The sequence below is a fragment of the Roseicella aerolata genome, assembly GCF_020523605.1.
Taxonomy (GTDB): Bacteria; Pseudomonadota; Alphaproteobacteria; order Acetobacterales; family Acetobacteraceae; genus Paracraurococcus; species Paracraurococcus aerolatus.
The window spans coordinates 1-13,921 of the sequence record NZ_JAJAQI010000024.1; the positions used below are offsets into that span (position 1 = coordinate 1).

Annotated in this window: 13 protein-coding genes and 1 pseudogene; 6 read left to right on the forward strand and 8 right to left on the reverse strand. The window is 71.7% G+C overall.

Annotated elements, in window-relative coordinates:
• Positions 1–177: pseudogene (locus LHA35_RS15925) on the forward strand (IS110 family transposase); the annotation flags it as partial.
• A 16-nt stretch (positions 178–193) separates the two neighbouring features.
• Here LHA35_RS15925 and LHA35_RS15930 read toward each other — a convergent pair.
• The 3 genes from LHA35_RS15930 to LHA35_RS15940 are packed head-to-tail and all read right to left on the reverse strand — an operon-like array spanning position 194 to position 3,100.
• Positions 194–1,657 (reverse strand): GntP family permease, encoded by a 1,464-nt coding sequence (locus tag LHA35_RS15930; protein WP_338050896.1) that lies wholly within the window; start codon positions 1,655–1,657, stop codon positions 194–196.
• On the reverse strand, positions 1,650–2,687 hold the full coding sequence (locus LHA35_RS15935; protein WP_226609669.1) for a patatin-like phospholipase family protein: 1,038 nt from the start codon (positions 2,685–2,687) through the stop codon (positions 1,650–1,652). The genes LHA35_RS15930 and LHA35_RS15935 overlap by 8 nt, the downstream gene beginning before the upstream one ends.
• 29 nt (positions 2,688–2,716) lie before the next feature.
• A complete protein-coding gene (locus tag LHA35_RS15940; RefSeq protein WP_226609670.1) occupies positions 2,717–3,100 on the reverse strand; it encodes a hypothetical protein in 384 nt (127 codons plus the stop codon).
• 412 nt (positions 3,101–3,512) lie between these two features.
• Between LHA35_RS15940 and LHA35_RS15945 the strand changes: the two genes are divergently transcribed.
• Positions 3,513–4,451 (forward strand): dihydrodipicolinate synthase family protein, encoded by a 939-nt coding sequence (locus LHA35_RS15945; protein WP_226609672.1) that lies wholly within the window; start codon positions 3,513–3,515, stop codon positions 4,449–4,451.
• Between the two features lie 105 nt (positions 4,452–4,556).
• Here LHA35_RS15945 and LHA35_RS15950 read toward each other — a convergent pair whose 3' ends face one another.
• Together LHA35_RS15950 and LHA35_RS15955 are read right to left on the reverse strand one after the other, a co-directional pair.
• Positions 4,557–6,050, reverse strand: coding sequence for a UdgX family uracil-DNA binding protein (locus LHA35_RS15950; protein WP_226609674.1), 1,494 nt, complete (start codon positions 6,048–6,050; stop codon positions 4,557–4,559).
• A 29-nt stretch (positions 6,051–6,079) separates the two neighbouring features.
• Positions 6,080–7,336, reverse strand: a complete 1,257-nt coding sequence (locus tag LHA35_RS15955) for a putative DNA modification/repair radical SAM protein (protein WP_226609676.1) — start codon at positions 7,334–7,336, stop codon at positions 6,080–6,082.
• 118 nt (positions 7,337–7,454) lie between these two features.
• On the opposite strand from LHA35_RS15955, the gene LHA35_RS15960 reads away from it, so the two are divergent.
• The 3 genes from LHA35_RS15960 to LHA35_RS15970 all read left to right on the forward strand — a co-directional run bounded on the left by LHA35_RS15960 (position 7,455) and on the right by LHA35_RS15970 (position 10,350).
• The gene (locus tag LHA35_RS15960; protein WP_226609679.1) at positions 7,455–8,519 is read left to right on the forward strand and encodes a ketopantoate reductase family protein; all 1,065 of its coding nucleotides are present in this window, start codon (positions 7,455–7,457) and stop codon (positions 8,517–8,519) included.
• A 144-nt stretch (positions 8,520–8,663) separates the two neighbouring features.
• The gene (locus LHA35_RS15965) at positions 8,664–9,644 is read left to right on the forward strand and encodes a tripartite tricarboxylate transporter substrate-binding protein (RefSeq protein WP_226609681.1); all 981 of its coding nucleotides are present in this window, start codon (positions 8,664–8,666) and stop codon (positions 9,642–9,644) included.
• Between the two features lie 265 nt (positions 9,645–9,909).
• Positions 9,910–10,350, forward strand: coding sequence for a hypothetical protein (locus LHA35_RS15970; protein ID WP_226609683.1), 441 nt, complete (start codon positions 9,910–9,912; stop codon positions 10,348–10,350).
• Between the two features lie 232 nt (positions 10,351–10,582).
• Here LHA35_RS15970 and LHA35_RS15975 read toward each other — a convergent pair whose 3' ends face one another.
• Genes LHA35_RS15975 through wecB form a run of 3 tightly spaced genes read right to left on the reverse strand, consistent with a single transcriptional unit; the run spans position 10,583 to position 13,673 of the window.
• Positions 10,583–11,362, reverse strand: a complete 780-nt coding sequence (locus LHA35_RS15975; protein WP_226609685.1) for a WecB/TagA/CpsF family glycosyltransferase — start codon at positions 11,360–11,362, stop codon at positions 10,583–10,585.
• Positions 11,363–11,373: 11 nt separating this feature from the next.
• A complete protein-coding gene (locus LHA35_RS15980; RefSeq protein ID WP_226609687.1) occupies positions 11,374–12,480 on the reverse strand; it encodes a hypothetical protein in 1,107 nt (368 codons plus the stop codon).
• Positions 12,477–13,673, reverse strand: a complete 1,197-nt coding sequence (gene wecB, locus LHA35_RS15985; protein WP_226609689.1) for a non-hydrolyzing UDP-N-acetylglucosamine 2-epimerase — start codon at positions 13,671–13,673, stop codon at positions 12,477–12,479. The genes LHA35_RS15980 and wecB overlap by 4 nt, the downstream gene beginning before the upstream one ends.
• On the opposite strand from wecB, the gene LHA35_RS15990 reads away from it, so the two are divergent.
• Positions 13,660–13,899 (forward strand): hypothetical protein, encoded by a 240-nt coding sequence (locus LHA35_RS15990; RefSeq protein ID WP_226609692.1) that lies wholly within the window; start codon positions 13,660–13,662, stop codon positions 13,897–13,899. The two genes, wecB and LHA35_RS15990, sit on opposite strands and share 14 nt — an antisense overlap.
• Positions 13,900–13,921: the final 22 nt, after the last annotated feature.

Genomic DNA, 13,921 nt, shown 5'->3' on the forward strand with positions numbered 1-13,921 from the left:
GTCCTCTTCATGGCAACCCTGGCCGCCACCCGCTGGAACCCCACCATCCAACGCCACTTCCAGCAACTTACCGCCCGAGGCCGACCCAAGAAGGTCGCCCTCGTCGCCTGCATGCGAAAACTGCTCGGCATCCTCAACGCCATCGTCAGGACCCAACAGCCATGGCGTGCCGCTTGACCCGCAACACGGTCGCTCAGAAGGACCCCACCAGGCTGCCGAGCAGGATGATCGTGAGCAGCGCCGTGATGGAGCTGACGATCGCCACCACGACGATATCGAAATAGCTTTCCTTGTGCGTGCAGCCGCAGACCGCCAGCAGCGTGATCACCGCGCCGTTGTGCGGCAGGATGTCCAGCGTGCCGGCGCCGATCACCGCGATGCGGTGCAGCAGCCCGGGATCGATGCCCTGCTCCGCCGCCAGCGCCATGTAGGTGGGCCCGAGCGCCTCCAGCGCGATGGTCAGCCCGCCGGAGGCGGAGCCGGTCAGCGCCGCGAGGATGTTGGTCGCCACCGCGAGCGAGACGAGCGGCCCGCCGCCGATGCCGAGCACCCAGTCGCGCACCGCCGCGAAGGCTGGCAGGGCTGCGACGACGGCGCCGAAGCCGACCAGGCTGGCGACGCTGAACACCGGCAGGACGGAGGCATTGGCGCCTGCATCCATGGAGGCGCGCAGCGAGGGCAGGCGGCGGCCGTTGGTCGCCACCAGCACCAGGGTGGCGGCGGCCAGCGCCGTTGCCACCGCCCAGACGCCTGCGACGGCCGAGAGCGTGATGCCGCCCCAGCGCGGCTCATCCAGGAATTCGGCATCCATCGCGGGCAGCACGGCGAAGGTCATCAGCAGGTTCACCGCCACCACCACCGCCAGCGGCAGCGCGGCGGCGCCGATGGGCGGCGGCGGGGCAGACTCGCTGCGATGAATCTCGGCCGGGTCGAACTCGCGTGCCGTCACCGCGCGCTCGCGCACCAGCGGGTCGTCCGCGGCGGCATGCGCGGCGCCGGGCCGGTCCTCGCCGAAGCCCTCGCCGCGGCGCCGCGCCAGTGCCTCCGCCCGCCGCAGCCACCACAGGCCGATCCCCAGCATGACGGCTGAGGCGACGATGCCGAGGCCCGGCGCGGCGAAGGGCGTGGTGCCGAAGAAGGGCATGGGGATGGTGTTGGGGATGGCAGGCGTGCCCGGCAGGGCGGACATGGTGAAGGTGGAACTGCCCACCGCGATCGCCGCCGGCATCAGCCGGCGGGGGATGTCGGCCGCGCGGAACAGCGCCATCGCCATGGGCGCCAGCACGAAATAGGCGACGAAGAGACTGACGCCGCCATAGGTGACGATGGCGCCGGCCAGCACCACGGCCAACACCGCGCGCTGTGGCCCCAGCCGGTCGGTCATGAAGCCGGCGATCGCGTCCACCGCGCCGCTGTCCTCCATCAGCTTGCCGAACAGCGCGCCGAGCAGGAAGAGCGGGAAGAACTGCGCGACGAAGCGCGCCGCCGCGCCCATGAAGGTCTGCGTCCAGTGCGCCAGCAGCGGTTCCCCCGCGAGGCCGGCCGCGACCAGCGCCGCGGCGGGCGCCAGCAGCAGCACCGACCAGCCGCGATAGGCCAGCCAGACGAGCAGGCCGAGGCCGAGCAGGATGCCGAACAGGCCCATGGCCTCAGACACCCTCCAGCAGGCGATCGAGGTCGAGCGAGGAACGGCGGCCTATGTCCGCGCCGTGCGCATCCAGGAAGTCCTGCGCGGCGCGCCGCCCCTCCTCGCGCAGCATCGAGAGGAAGGTCCATTCCGCATTCAGCTTGGAGGAGTAGCCAAGGCCGACCATGACCTGGTTGCGCACGACATGCATGCGCATGCGCGCCCAGGACGCACCCTCGGTATTGCCGGGATCGGCGACCTTGCGCAGCAGGGCAAGCATCTTCAGCTCCTTCAGCGCGACGGCGTTGAAGGAGATCTCGTTCACCCGGTCGAGGATGTCGCGCGCGCTGCGCGGCGTGCCAAGCCGCTCGATCGGGTTGATCGGAACCAGGATGGTGTCGTCCGAGACCAGCTCGGTGATCAGTGGCACCAGCGTCGGGTTGCCGGCGAAGCCGCCATCCCAGTAGGGTTCGCCGTCGATCTCCACCGCCTGGAACAGCTGGGGCAGGCAGGCGGAGGCGAGCAGCGCCGCCGGCGTGATGTCGCCCTTGCGGAAGATGCGGCCGCGGCCGGTGCGGACATTGGTCGCGGTGACGAAGACCTTGATCGGCCCTTCGGCCAGCGCATCGAAGTCCACGCTCCCCCGCAGCACCTGCTCGAGCGGGTTGCCGCCGAAGCTCGGTACATCGTAGGGCGAGATGACGCGCGCCAGCAGGTCCATCATCAGGAAGGCCGGCGAGTTGTCGAGCGTCCAGCGACCGAGCATGCGGTCCACCGGGCCGCGCTGGAAGGGGCTGAAGGTGGCGGCGGCCGAGACGCGCTTCCAGAACGCCTCCAGTGCCTCGCGCGCCGCCGGCGCGCCGCCCTTGGCATAGCCGCTGGCCATCACCGCGGCGTTCATCGCGCCGGCGGAGGTGCCGGAGATGCCCTCGACCTCCAGCCACTCCTCCTCCAGCAGCCGATCGAGCACGCCCCAGGTGAAGGCGCCATGTGCGCCGCCCCCCTGCAGCGCGAGGTCGACCAGCACGCGCTCGCGCGGTTCGGGGGATGTCTTCGCCATCCGGCCGCGCTCCCTGGTCCCGGGCCCCTTCATGCGTCGTGCCTGGTCTGGGCATTGCGGTCGGGCGGCGAGGCCCTGCCGGTGCAGGCGCCGTGGATGGCCGGGCGCGGCCTGGGGCCAGGCCGCGGGCGGGCGCCGGCATCGGGGCGCCGGGATGCCGCCTGCCGCAGGTGCGCCGGGTTGCTCGCCTTCCGCTCCGCGACCCGCCGCGCCTCGAGCCATGCGTTCGCCCGTTTCAGCGCGCCGGCGAAGACCTGCTTCTTCACGGCCAGGCCATGATCGGCATCTGGCGGGAGCAGGGTGGCGGCGCCCGCCGCCTTGCCGCGCATTGCGCGCCGGTGCCTGCGCATCAGGTCCCACACGCGGTCGCGGCGCGCGCAGCGTCCTTCCACCGGGCGGCAGGCGAGGGGCATGCGGTGTCCTCCGAAGGGCGGCGGGTGGTCGCCGCCGCGCCGTCACCCGCAGCGGGAGGACGGGCGGGCCGGACCGGCCGCCAAGGTCCGCGCAGGGTAGGGCGGGGCGCGGAGCCGGAGCACCCGCCAGGAATCCCCGGCCTATGCCGACTGTTCCGATCGGGCGGGCGATCCCGGCCGGAGCCATGGGCGCGGCCGCCGGCGCGCCCTGTATCCTTGGCCGACGCCCTGGCCATCATCGCGGCCGACAGCGCGACCACACCTGAAGCCATGAGGGAGTTCCGCTCCGTCGCGGCCCTGCGGCGCAGGCCATGGCGCGCCGCCGCCTCGCTGGCGCGACCGCCCCGGCCGTGTTAGCCGGCGGGGCGAGGCGGCGCGGGCGCGGCCCGCCGCTTCCCTTGGGAGAACGCCGATGCCGCTCGATGAAACCGCCCGGGGCGTCTATGTCATCGCCCCCACCCCCTTCCACGCGGATGGCCGGATCGACGAGGCCAGCACCGACCGCATGACCGACGCCTTCCTGGAGGCCGGCTGCGACGGCATGACCATCCTCGGCGTGATGGGGGAGGCGCCGAAGCTCGACCAGGCGGAGGCGCTCGACCTCTCGAAGCGCATCATCCGCCGCGCCGCCAGGGCGAACGTCATCGTCGGTGTCACCGCCCCCGGCTTCGCCGCCATGCGTGCGCTGGCGCGCGGCGTGATGGAGGCCGGCGCGGCCGGCGTGATGATCGCCCCGCCCCCCAGCCTCCGCACCGATGATGCCGTGGCCGCCTATTTTCGCCAGGCGGTGGAGGCGATCGGGGAGGACATCCCCTGGGTGCTGCAGGACTACCCGCAGCTTTTCCAGGTGCAGATGACGCCCGGCATCATCCGCCGCATTATCGCCGAATGCCCGTCCTGCGTCATGCTGAAGCATGAGGACTGGCCGGGCCTCGAGAAGATCTCGGCGCTGCGCGGCTTCCAGGCGGAGGGCTCGATGCGCCGCATCAGCATCCTCTGCGGCAATGGCGGCATCTTCCTGGATTTCGAGATGGAGCGCGGCGCCGACGGCGCCATGACCGGCTATGCCTTCCCGGACATGCTGGTGGATCTCGTGCGGCTCTCGGCAGCCGGTGAGCGCGATGCGGCGCATGACCTCTTCGACGCCCACCTGCCGCTGATCCGCTACGAACTGCAGCCGGGCATCGGCCTTGCGGTGCGCAAGCATGTGCTCCGGCGGCGCGGCATCATCGCCTCCGACGCGCAGCGCAAGCCGGGCAGCGCACTGAGCGCGAAGGCCGTCCAGGAAGTGGAGTACCTGCTGGCGCGGGTCGGCCGCCATGATCCCAGGGCGAGGCTCGCGCCGCTCTGACCGTGCGAGGGAGGCGCCGCCTCCCTCCTGCGCCGGCGGCAGTGCCGCGAAGCCAAGGCCCGGAGGGCCGCCGGCGTCCGAGGCATGACATGCCTCAGATATGAGTCAGCTCACCTCGCGCTTCGCGGCCTTCAGGTCGGCGACGAAGCGGGCATATTCCCGCTCCTTGCTCTCGGGGTCCGGCAGGCGCAGCAGGTAGGAGGGGTGGACGGTCGGGAAGACCCGCAACCCGTCCGGCGTCTCGATCAGCTCCCCCCGCACCTTGGTGATGGCCAGCGGCTTGCCCGTCAGCGCCCTGAGCGCGGTGGCCCCCAGCGAAACCACCAGCTGCGGTGCGACGATCTCGATCTCCCGCTTCAGGAAGGGGCGGTAATAGGCGATGTCGCCGGCATCCGGGCTCTGGTGCAGCCGCCGCCGCCCGGTCGGCTTGAACTTGAAATGCTTCACCGCATTGGTGACATAGGTGGCCGGCCGGTCGATCCCCGCCTCCACCGCCGCGCGGTCGAACAGCCGCCCCGCCGGCCCGACGAAGGGCCGGCCGGCGATATCCTCCTCATCCCCCGGCTGCTCGCCGACGAAGAGCAGGGGCGCGCCGGGCGGCCCCTCGCCGAAGACCATCTGGGTCGCCGCCCCGGTCCAGGGCGGCAGGTCGTTGCGCCGCGCCAGCTCGGCCTTCAGGGCGGCAAGGGCGGCGGGGCGGTCTTCGGTCTGGCTGAACAGGTCGGCGGGCATGCCCTCCGCAACGTCCGAAGCTGCGATCGGCTGCGCCGGGACATGCAGGCTGCTCTGGCGGCGGGGCGCCGGAGGGGTGGCACCCCGTTCCACCATCTCGGCGACGCGCCGCGGCGCCTCCGCCATCAGCCGGGGAATCTCCCGCGCCTCCGGCAGGTTCTTCCAGTATTTCACCGGCATTTCGGCCCGCATCGCGGCCGGCTTCAGCCGGGCGGGGTTGAAGATGCTGCGGTAGTAGGCGCGCCAGAGTTCCTCATGCGCGTCCTCGGGCGGTGCCTCGGCGCGCGTGCCACCGGCGCCCATGCGTAAGCTCTCGCCATCCCAATGCGCGCTCGCCTCCGGGGTCAGGATGGACCAGCGCAGCCCGGCGAAGCGGCGGAGGAAGAAGCCGGTCTCGGCCTCCAGGATGTGGTGCTCCGGCTCGAACCAGGCGACGTAGCGTGGGCCGTCATCGGTCTCGACGCAGCGGAAGCGCAGGAAGGCGTGCAGCTTGTGCGCATCCCGCCGCACCGCCTTCGCCATGGCATGGAGGCGGAGGACATCCGGATCGGTCGCCATCTGCATCAGCCCGTTTTCGCCATGCGTGAGGCGCCAGAGCAGGCGGTAGAGCAGGGCGAAGCGCTCCCGGCCCCGATGGCGGATGGCAATCTCCGCCAGTTCCAGGAAGGCGCGCGGCACGCTGGCCGTGGCGGGCGCCGCAGTGGCGGGCGGTGGCGCGCCGCCGCCGAAGAGGCCGGGCAGCTCGCCCGCGACGCGCCACTCGACATGCTCCGGCGGCACTTCCGCCGCCAGCAGCCGCCGTGCCTGCTGCCGCCAGGCGCCGAAATCCGCGGGTCCGGGAAGGAGGATGCCGATGCCGTCGCTCATCCCTGCCTCCCCTGCGCCTGCGGCAGCGCTCACAGCAGCGCCAGTTGCTGCGGCTTCGCCAGCGCGGCGAAGCCCGTCTGCGGTGCGATGATCCGGCGCAGGTCGCTGCGGTCGAGCAGGCCGCCGCGCGGCCGGTGGTCCGCCGTCACCAGGAAGGGCAGCAGCTTGGCCAGCGGCAGCCTCAGCCGCGCCAGGTCGTCGCTGCGGATGCTGCGGTGCCGGCGAGCGGAGAGCAGCCGGTCCACCGTCTTCGCCCCGAGCCCGGGCACCCGCAGCAGCATCTCCCGTGGCGCCCGGTTGACGTCCACCGGGAAGCGCTCCCGGTGCTTCAGCGCCCAGGCCAGCTTGGGATCGATGCCGGGATCGAGCATGCCGCCCTCCCCGCCCGCCAGGATCTCCTCAAGCTCGAAGCCGTAGAACCGGAGCAGCCAGTCGGCCTGGTACAGGCGGTGCTCCCGCACCAGCGGCGGCGCCTGCGGCGGCAGCAGGGAGGACGCATCGGGAATGGGCGAATAGGCCGAGTAGTAGACGCGCCGCAGCCCGTAGCTGGCATAGAGATTGGCCGTGGTGCCGAGCACCGCGCGGTCATCCGCCGCGTCGGCGCCGATGATCATCTGGGTGCTCTGCCCCGCCGGCGCGAAGCGCGGCGCGGCGGCGCGGCGCTCCTCCCGCTTCGCCTCCTTCGCCGCGTCGATGCGTTCGCGCATGCGGGCCATGGCGCGGCGGATGCCGGGCGCGTCCTTCTCCGGCGCCAGGGCCTTCAGGCTCTGCTCCTGCGGCAGCTCGACATTGATCGAGAGCCGGTCGGCATACCGCCCGGCGGTCGCCAGCAATTCCGGCGCCGCGTCCGGGATGGTCTTCAGGTGGATATAGCCCTGGAAGCCGTGCTCCTCCCGCAACTGGCGGGCCACCTCCACGATCTGCTCCATGGTGTAGTCGGGGGAGCGGATGATGCCGGAGGAGAGGAACAGCCCCTCGATGTAGTTGCGCCGGTAGAAATGCAGGGTGAGGTCCACCAGCTCCTGCACCGTGAACCGCGCCCGCGGCACGTTGGAACTGGCGCGGTTGATGCAATAGGCGCAGTCGAAGACGCAGGCATTGGTTAGCAGCACCTTCAGCAGGGAGATGCAGCGGCCATCCGGCGCATAGGCATGGCAGATCCCCATGCCCTCGGTGCTGCCGATCCCGCCCTTCCGGGAGTCCCGCTTCTCCGTACCGGAAGAGGCGCAGGAGGCGTCGTATTTCGCGGCATCGGCGAGGATTTCGAGCTTGCGGCGCAATTCCATGGGTGTGCTTCCGGTGAGTTCACTATATGTTCTGTAACGAGCGTGCGGCAAGGGGCTTTGCCCCCCGGCCCGCCCGGCGCAGACTGCCCGCAACGAGCAGGAGAGGGGGGAGCCTGGGATGGGCAATCGCATCGCCATCATCGGCGCCGGCGCGGTCGGCGGCTATGCCGGCGCACATATGGTCCGGGCCGGGGAGGATGTGACCTTCGTCGATATGTGGCCCGAGCATGTCGAGGCCATGCGGACGAAGGGCCTGCGCATCACCCATCTGAAGGACGTGCCCGAATTCACCGTGCCGGCGAAGGCGATCCATCTGACGGAGCTGCAGCAGGTCTCGAAGGAGAAGCCCTTCGACATCGCCTTCATCTGCGTGAAGGCCTATGACACGGCCTGGGCCACCATGATGGTGAAGCAGTATCTGGCGCCGGGCGGCTACTGTGTCTCCCTGCAGAATTGCATGAACGAGGAGACCATCGCCTCCGTCGTCGGCTGGGGGCGGACGCTGGGCGCCATCGCCTCCTCCATCACGGTCGAGCTGATGACCCCGGGCCATGTCCATCGCAATGCCGGCAAGGGCGGGGCGGCGCATACCGTCTTCCGGGTCGGCGAGGTGCATGGCCGCCCTACCGAACGGGCGAAGGAGGTGACGCGGCTGGTGGGCACGGCCGATAGCGCGCTGACCACCGGCAATCTCTGGGGCGAGCGCTGGTCGAAGCTCGTCATCAACGCCATGGGCAACGGCATGTCCGCCAGCACCGGGCTGATCAGCCGGGAGATCCTGCTGGACGACACCCTGCGCCACTTCACCGCGCGGCTGGGGTCCGAGGCCATCCGGACCGGCCAGGCACTCGGCTATGCCCTGGAAGAGATCCACCACATGGACCCGGAGCTGATCGCCCGCGCCGGGGAGGGCGACCCGGCGGCGAGGCGCGCCTATGACGAGCACCGCATCCAGGAGGCCAGCAAACCCGGCGGCGGCGCGCACCGTCCCTCCATGGGCCAGGACATGGTGAAGGGCCGCCGCACGGAAATCGAATTTCTCAATGGCTTCATCGTGGACAAGGCGAAGGAGATCGGCCTCGCCACCCCCGCCAATGCCGCGCTGACCGAGATCGTGAAGCGGGTGGAGCGTGGTGAGCTGCAGCCCGACCCGCGGCACATCAAGGATCTCCGGCTGAACTGAGGCGCCGGGGCGCGGACCGGCGCCCCGCCGCAGGACCGGCCGTGTGCCGCGCCTGGCCCGGGCCGGAGCCCGGGCATGACGGGGGGCGCCCGCGCCTCCCCGATGCCGGACAGGAAAGAACGAACCGAACGGGAGGAACCAGGAATGCGCCCGACGCGCCGCCATCTGCTCGCCGCCCCCCTCATCCTCGCCGCGCCTGCCATCGCGCGCGCCCAGGGTGCCGGCGACTATCCCAGCCGCCCCGTCACCATCATCGCCGCCGGCGCGGCGGGGGGGCCGACCGACACCATCACCCGCATCGTCGCCGACAATATGGGCCGGCATATGGGCCAGCCGGTGGTGGTCGAGAGCATCGGCGGCTCCCTCGTCGGGCCGCAGCGCGTGGCGCAGGCGCGGCCGGACGGCTACACGCTGCTGATCAACAATATCGGCATGGCCGCCAGCGCCACGCTCTACCGCAAGCTGCCCTATGACGTGCCGGGCAGCTTCGCGCCGCTCGGCCTGGTGTCGGATGCGGCGATGACGATCGTCACGCGCCCCGGCTTCCCGGCCGAGAACCTGGCCGGCGTCATGGGCGCGCTGAAGACCCAGGGCGATGCGCTGAACATGGCGACCGCCGGCCTCGGCTCCGCCGCCAATCTCTGCGCCCTGCTGGTGCAGCAGGCGGCCGGCAACCGCGCCACCATCGTGGTGTTCCGCGGCACCGCCCCGGCGATCACGGAGCTGATGGCCGGGCGCATCGACATCCTCTGCGACCAGGCAACCAACACCGTCCCCTATATCCGCGACCGGCGGGTGGAGGCCTGGGGAGTCAGCAGCCCGGAGAGGCTGCCCGGCCTGCCCAGTGTCCCGACCACGGCGGAGGCCGGCTTCCCCGCGATCGCGATGAGCACCTGGCACGGCCTCTACGCCCCGGCCGGCACGCCGGAGCCGATCCAGGAGAAGATCTCGGCCGCGCTCCGCGCGACGCTGCAGGAGGAGCGGCTGCGCCAGCGCTATGCCGACCTGCTGACCGAGGTGCCTTCCGAGGAGCGTCAGACCATCGGGTTCCACCGCCGCTTCATCCTGGAGGAGGTGGCGCGCTGGCGCCCGATCATCCAGGCGGCCGGGGCCTATGCCGATTGATGGAAAACCGCGCATCCATGCGGCCCCGGGCGTCGGGTTCTCCCGCATGGATGCTTCGCTGCGGCACCCAGGGGCGCCCGGCCTGCCGTGCCGGCGGCGGATCAGTGTCCCGCCGCGCGGATGATCTTGCCTCGCACGGAGGTTGACGCACTCGTGCGGCCGCTCAGCCCGCGCAGCCCTTACCCTTGGCCCGGTGAACCATCCCCGCCGGGCACGGTTAACCCGGCATCGCCCGCCCGGCGGCGAGAGATTCAGGGGCCGTGCCATGCCGCTTGTCCAGATCACTGCCACCCTTCTGCTGGCCGCGCTGCTTGGCGGCCCGGTCGCGGCACAGACCCAGGCGCAGCCGCAGCAGGAACGCGCGGACCCGGCCTGGCTCACGCCCGACCAGGTGCGTACCGTGCTGCGCGCCCGCGGCTATACCGAGATGGGCGGGCTGGAGCGTGAGGGCGACACCTACAGGGTGACGGACGCGATCCGCTATGGCGAGAAGGTGCCGGACATCACCCTAGACGCGCTGACCGGCCTGCCGCGGGAGCAGCCGCCACTGACCGAAAGCCAGGCGCGGAGCCTGCTGCTGCAGCGCGGCTACACCTCGGTGCAGGAACTCGGCCGGGAGGGCGACATGATCCGCCTGCGCGCCGAGCAGAGCGGCACCCCGGTGGAAGTGCGGGTGAACGCCCAGACCGGCGCGGTATCACGCTGAGGCTGCCGCACGGCCGGCCGGCCCGATGGCAGGGTTCAGGCATGGCGCGGAGCGTGACCCGTCCCTGATCCGTCATTGCGGGCGGATGCCGCTCCGCCCTGGCGGAGGCTCCCAGCCCCGCACCCGCTCCCGGGAAGTGTAGAAGCCGCGCGCGCTGCGCCTGCCGGCCAGCGCCGGTTCCGCCGCGGCACCTCCTCCGCCAGCAAGGTGGGTGGCGGGAGAGCGGCTGTCGCTATCCCTGCACCACCGGCTGCTGCTGCCGCCGCAGCCTCTCCCGCGCCACCAGCCACAGGAAGCGGCTGTTCCCCACCAGATAGCGTTTCCACAGCCGCCGCGGCTCCAGCCACAGCCGCCAGGCCCATTCCAGCCCGGCCGCCTGCATCCAGCGCGGCGCGCGCGGCACCATGCCCGCCAGCACGTCGAAGGCGCCGCCCACGCCCATGATGAGCTTCACCCCGAATGCGTCGCGGTAGCGCTCGCACCAGATATCCTTGAAGGGTGATGGCATGGCGACGAAGAGCATGTCGGCGCGCGATGCGGCGATCTGCCGCGCCACCTCCTCATGCTGCTCCGGGCCGAAATACCCGTCCCGCCAGCCGGCAATCGCAAGCCCCGGATAGCGCTGCCGGCATTGCGCCACGAAGGTCTCGATCACCGCCGGCTTCGCGCCCAGCAGGAAGACGCGCAACCCCTGCTCCGGCGCGCGTTCCAGCAGCGCCTCCAGCAGGTCGATACCCGTCACCCGTTCCGGCATCCGGGCGCCGAGCAGCCGCGCCGCCCAGACCAGGGACATGCCGTCCGGCGTCACCAGATCGGCCGCCTCCGCCGCCTGCTGCAGCGCCGGGTCGTCCTGCATGGCGACGAGGTGGGAGGCATTGGCGGTCAGCAGGATGCGCGCGCGCGGGCTGCTGCGTGCGCTCTCCAGGCACCAATGCAGAACCTCCTGCTGGGACATCGGGTCGATGCCGCAATCCAGCAGGCGGACGGCAGGGGGACGGGCCGGCATCGGCATGGCGGCGGCCGCTAGACGATATGCCCGGCGGGGGCGGGCCCGCCCTCGATGGCGGAGGCATAGAGCAGCCAGCCCCATTCATAGGGCCGGATCTCGCGGTTCAGCCGGAAGCGCGGCTGCGACGGCCCGGCGGCCGGCAGGCCGAGCAGCATGCGCGCATGCCGCAGGCGGTGGGCAAGCGCACCCTCCTCCCGCTCCACGCTGCGCCAGATGATGCCGGAGCTCGGCTCCACCATGTCGATCCCCAGCTCATTCGCCTGCAACCAGGCGCGGCTGCTGGCCGCCGCCGCGGCGTGGTTGCGCCCGCCGGCCACGGCCAGGGCGCGCAGCGCCATCGGCGCCATGCTGTGCTGGTGCACGGAATAGACGGGGTAGCCCTCCACCACCTTGCCGGTCCGGGCGTCGTGGTGCCACCACCACTGGCCGAGCGGCCCCTGCGCCTCCACCAGATGGGTGCCGCAGCGATCGGCCAGCACGCGCCGCGCCTCGTCCCCCAGCGCGATGGCGGCGAAGGCGAGGGCCTGCAGCGGGTAGACCTGGTCGGCGAAATTGGCGATGCGGGCCCGGATCCGGTGCTGCGGGGGTGCGGCAGGGCCGGCGTGGCGGAAGACCAGCGTGTTCCGGTCCAGCCGGCTCTCCAGCTCCTGCAGCGCGGCGATGCAGGCGGGGCGCAGGCTGGGCAGGCCGGCATGCAGCAGGCCGCTGACCAGCCAGGCCACCTCCATGGTGGTCAGGTTCCGCGCCACCAGCGCCAGCTCGGCAGGGTCGAACCCTGCCTCCCCCAGCAGGGCAAGGGGCGGGGCGGCGCGCAGAGCGCTGTTGGCCCAGAGCACCAGGCCGAGGCCGCCGGGATAGCGCTCCTCCCGCACCCGGGCGGCGAGGTGGCGGCACAGCGCGACCGGGTCGGCCACCACCGCGCGCGCCGGGATGCCGGCACGGCTCAGCCCGATCAGGCAGATCGCGGAGCTGGTGAGGCTTTCCGTCCCGAGCGTCGAGGCCCAGGCGCCATCCCGGATCTGCCGGCCGAAGCGGCCGGTGCGCGGATCGACGCAGTCACGCAGCCGGGCGACGCAGAGGTCCTGGAGGTTGTCGAACCGGGTGGCCAGGGCCTGGCTCATTGGGCGGGGGCTCCATCGGCAAGGGGCAGGGGCATCGGGGGCTGGGCCAGGGCAGCGTGCGGCGCGGCCGGGCGGCGGGTTGCGCGATGCGGTCGGATGGCGGCGGCGACCAGCGTCGCGATCCGCTCCGACGCACGGCCATCCCCATAGGGGGAGACACCCTTGGCCATGGCGGCATAGGCGGCGGGGGAGGTGAGCAGCGTCCCAGCCTCCGCCAGGATGCGGTCCGGGTCGGTGCCGACCAGCCGGGCGACGCCGAGTTCGACCGCCTCCGGCCGCTCGGTGACGTCGCGCAGCACCAGCACGGGCTTGCCGAGCGCCGGCGCTTCCTCCTGCAGCCCGCCGCTGTCGGTCAGCACCAGGGTGCAGCGCTGCATGGCGGCGACCAGCGCGGGGTAGCCGAGCGGCTCGGTCAGAGTGACCTGCGGATGGCCGCCGAGCACGGCATGTGCCAGGTCCCGCACATTCGGGTTGGGATGCACGGGGTAGAGCACATGCAGGTCCGGGAAGGCGGCGCAGAGGCGGCGCACGGCCGAGAGCACCTGCTCGGCCGGCGGGCCGAAGCTCTCCCGCCGGTGCAGCGTCATCAGCACCAGCCTGCCCTGGCGCGGCAGGCCGGGCGGCAGGGCCGGCCTGCCGCGCGCCACCTCCAGCAGCGCGTCGATCACGGTATTGCCGGTGACATGGACGGTCTCCGGCGCCACGCCCTCCCGCAGCAGGGCACGCCGCGCGCCCTCGGTCGGGGCGAAATTCAGCGTCGCGGCGCGGCCGGCGACAATGCGGTTGAACTCCTCCGGGAAGGGGTGCTGCAGGTCGCCGGTGCGCAGCCCGGCCTCGACATGGCCGAAGGGGATACGGCGGTGGAAGCAGGCGATGGCGGTGGCCATCACCGTGCTGGTATCGCCCTGCGCCAGCACCAGGGCCGGCGGCGACCGTTCCAGCAGAGGGTCAATTCCGTCCAGGATCCGCGCCACCAGGCCGGAGAGGCTCTGGTTCTCCCGCATCAGGTCGAGGTCGATATCGCCGCGCAGCCCGAAGGAGGCCAGCGCCTGGTCGAGCAGGTCGCGATGCTGGCCGGTGAGCAGCAGTCGCACCTCCAGACCCCGCCGGCGCCGGAGCGCGTGCACGATCGGCGCCATCTTGATGGCTTCCGGCCGCGTCCCGACGACGCAGAGCACCGTGGACGATGTCACGCAATCCTCCTTGCCCGAATTCGGTGCCCATCCTTCGAAATCTCGCGCGGGAGACGACCGCGCCGCCAAGTCTTCATCCATGGTGCCAATGGCAGGGGCGCCTCGAACCAGTGCCTGCAGCAAATATGCTCACGCTGTATTTGCCATGTACTTCAAGGACATGACCCAGGACCCGATCGAACTTGACGCAGGCAGAATAATGGGCGCGATTGTCAGCAAAGCATAACTGTTGCGTGTTCGGTCACAGC

What these genes read in the sequence shown, in the direction of transcription:
- LHA35_RS15935 (WP_226609669.1), bottom strand. Translation starts at nt 2,687, where the DNA reads ATGGCGAAGACATCCCCCGAACCGCGCGAGCGCGTGCTGGTCGACCTC.
- LHA35_RS15940 (WP_226609670.1), bottom strand. Translation starts at nt 3,100, where the DNA reads ATGCCCCTCGCCTGCCGCCCGGTGGAAGGACGCTGCGCGCGCCGCGAC.
- LHA35_RS15945 (WP_226609672.1), top strand. Translation starts at nt 3,513, where the DNA reads ATGCCGCTCGATGAAACCGCCCGGGGCGTCTATGTCATCGCCCCCACC.
- LHA35_RS15950 (WP_226609674.1), bottom strand. Translation starts at nt 6,050, where the DNA reads ATGAGCGACGGCATCGGCATCCTCCTTCCCGGACCCGCGGATTTCGGC.
- LHA35_RS15955 (WP_226609676.1), bottom strand. Translation starts at nt 7,336, where the DNA reads ATGGAATTGCGCCGCAAGCTCGAAATCCTCGCCGATGCCGCGAAATAC.
- LHA35_RS15960 (WP_226609679.1), top strand. Translation starts at nt 7,455, where the DNA reads ATGGGCAATCGCATCGCCATCATCGGCGCCGGCGCGGTCGGCGGCTAT.
- LHA35_RS15965 (WP_226609681.1), top strand. Translation starts at nt 8,664, where the DNA reads ATGCGCCCGACGCGCCGCCATCTGCTCGCCGCCCCCCTCATCCTCGCC.
- LHA35_RS15970 (WP_226609683.1), top strand. Translation starts at nt 9,910, where the DNA reads ATGCCGCTTGTCCAGATCACTGCCACCCTTCTGCTGGCCGCGCTGCTT.
- LHA35_RS15975 (WP_226609685.1), bottom strand. Translation starts at nt 11,362, where the DNA reads ATGCCGATGCCGGCCCGTCCCCCTGCCGTCCGCCTGCTGGATTGCGGC.
- LHA35_RS15980 (WP_226609687.1), bottom strand. Translation starts at nt 12,480, where the DNA reads ATGAGCCAGGCCCTGGCCACCCGGTTCGACAACCTCCAGGACCTCTGC.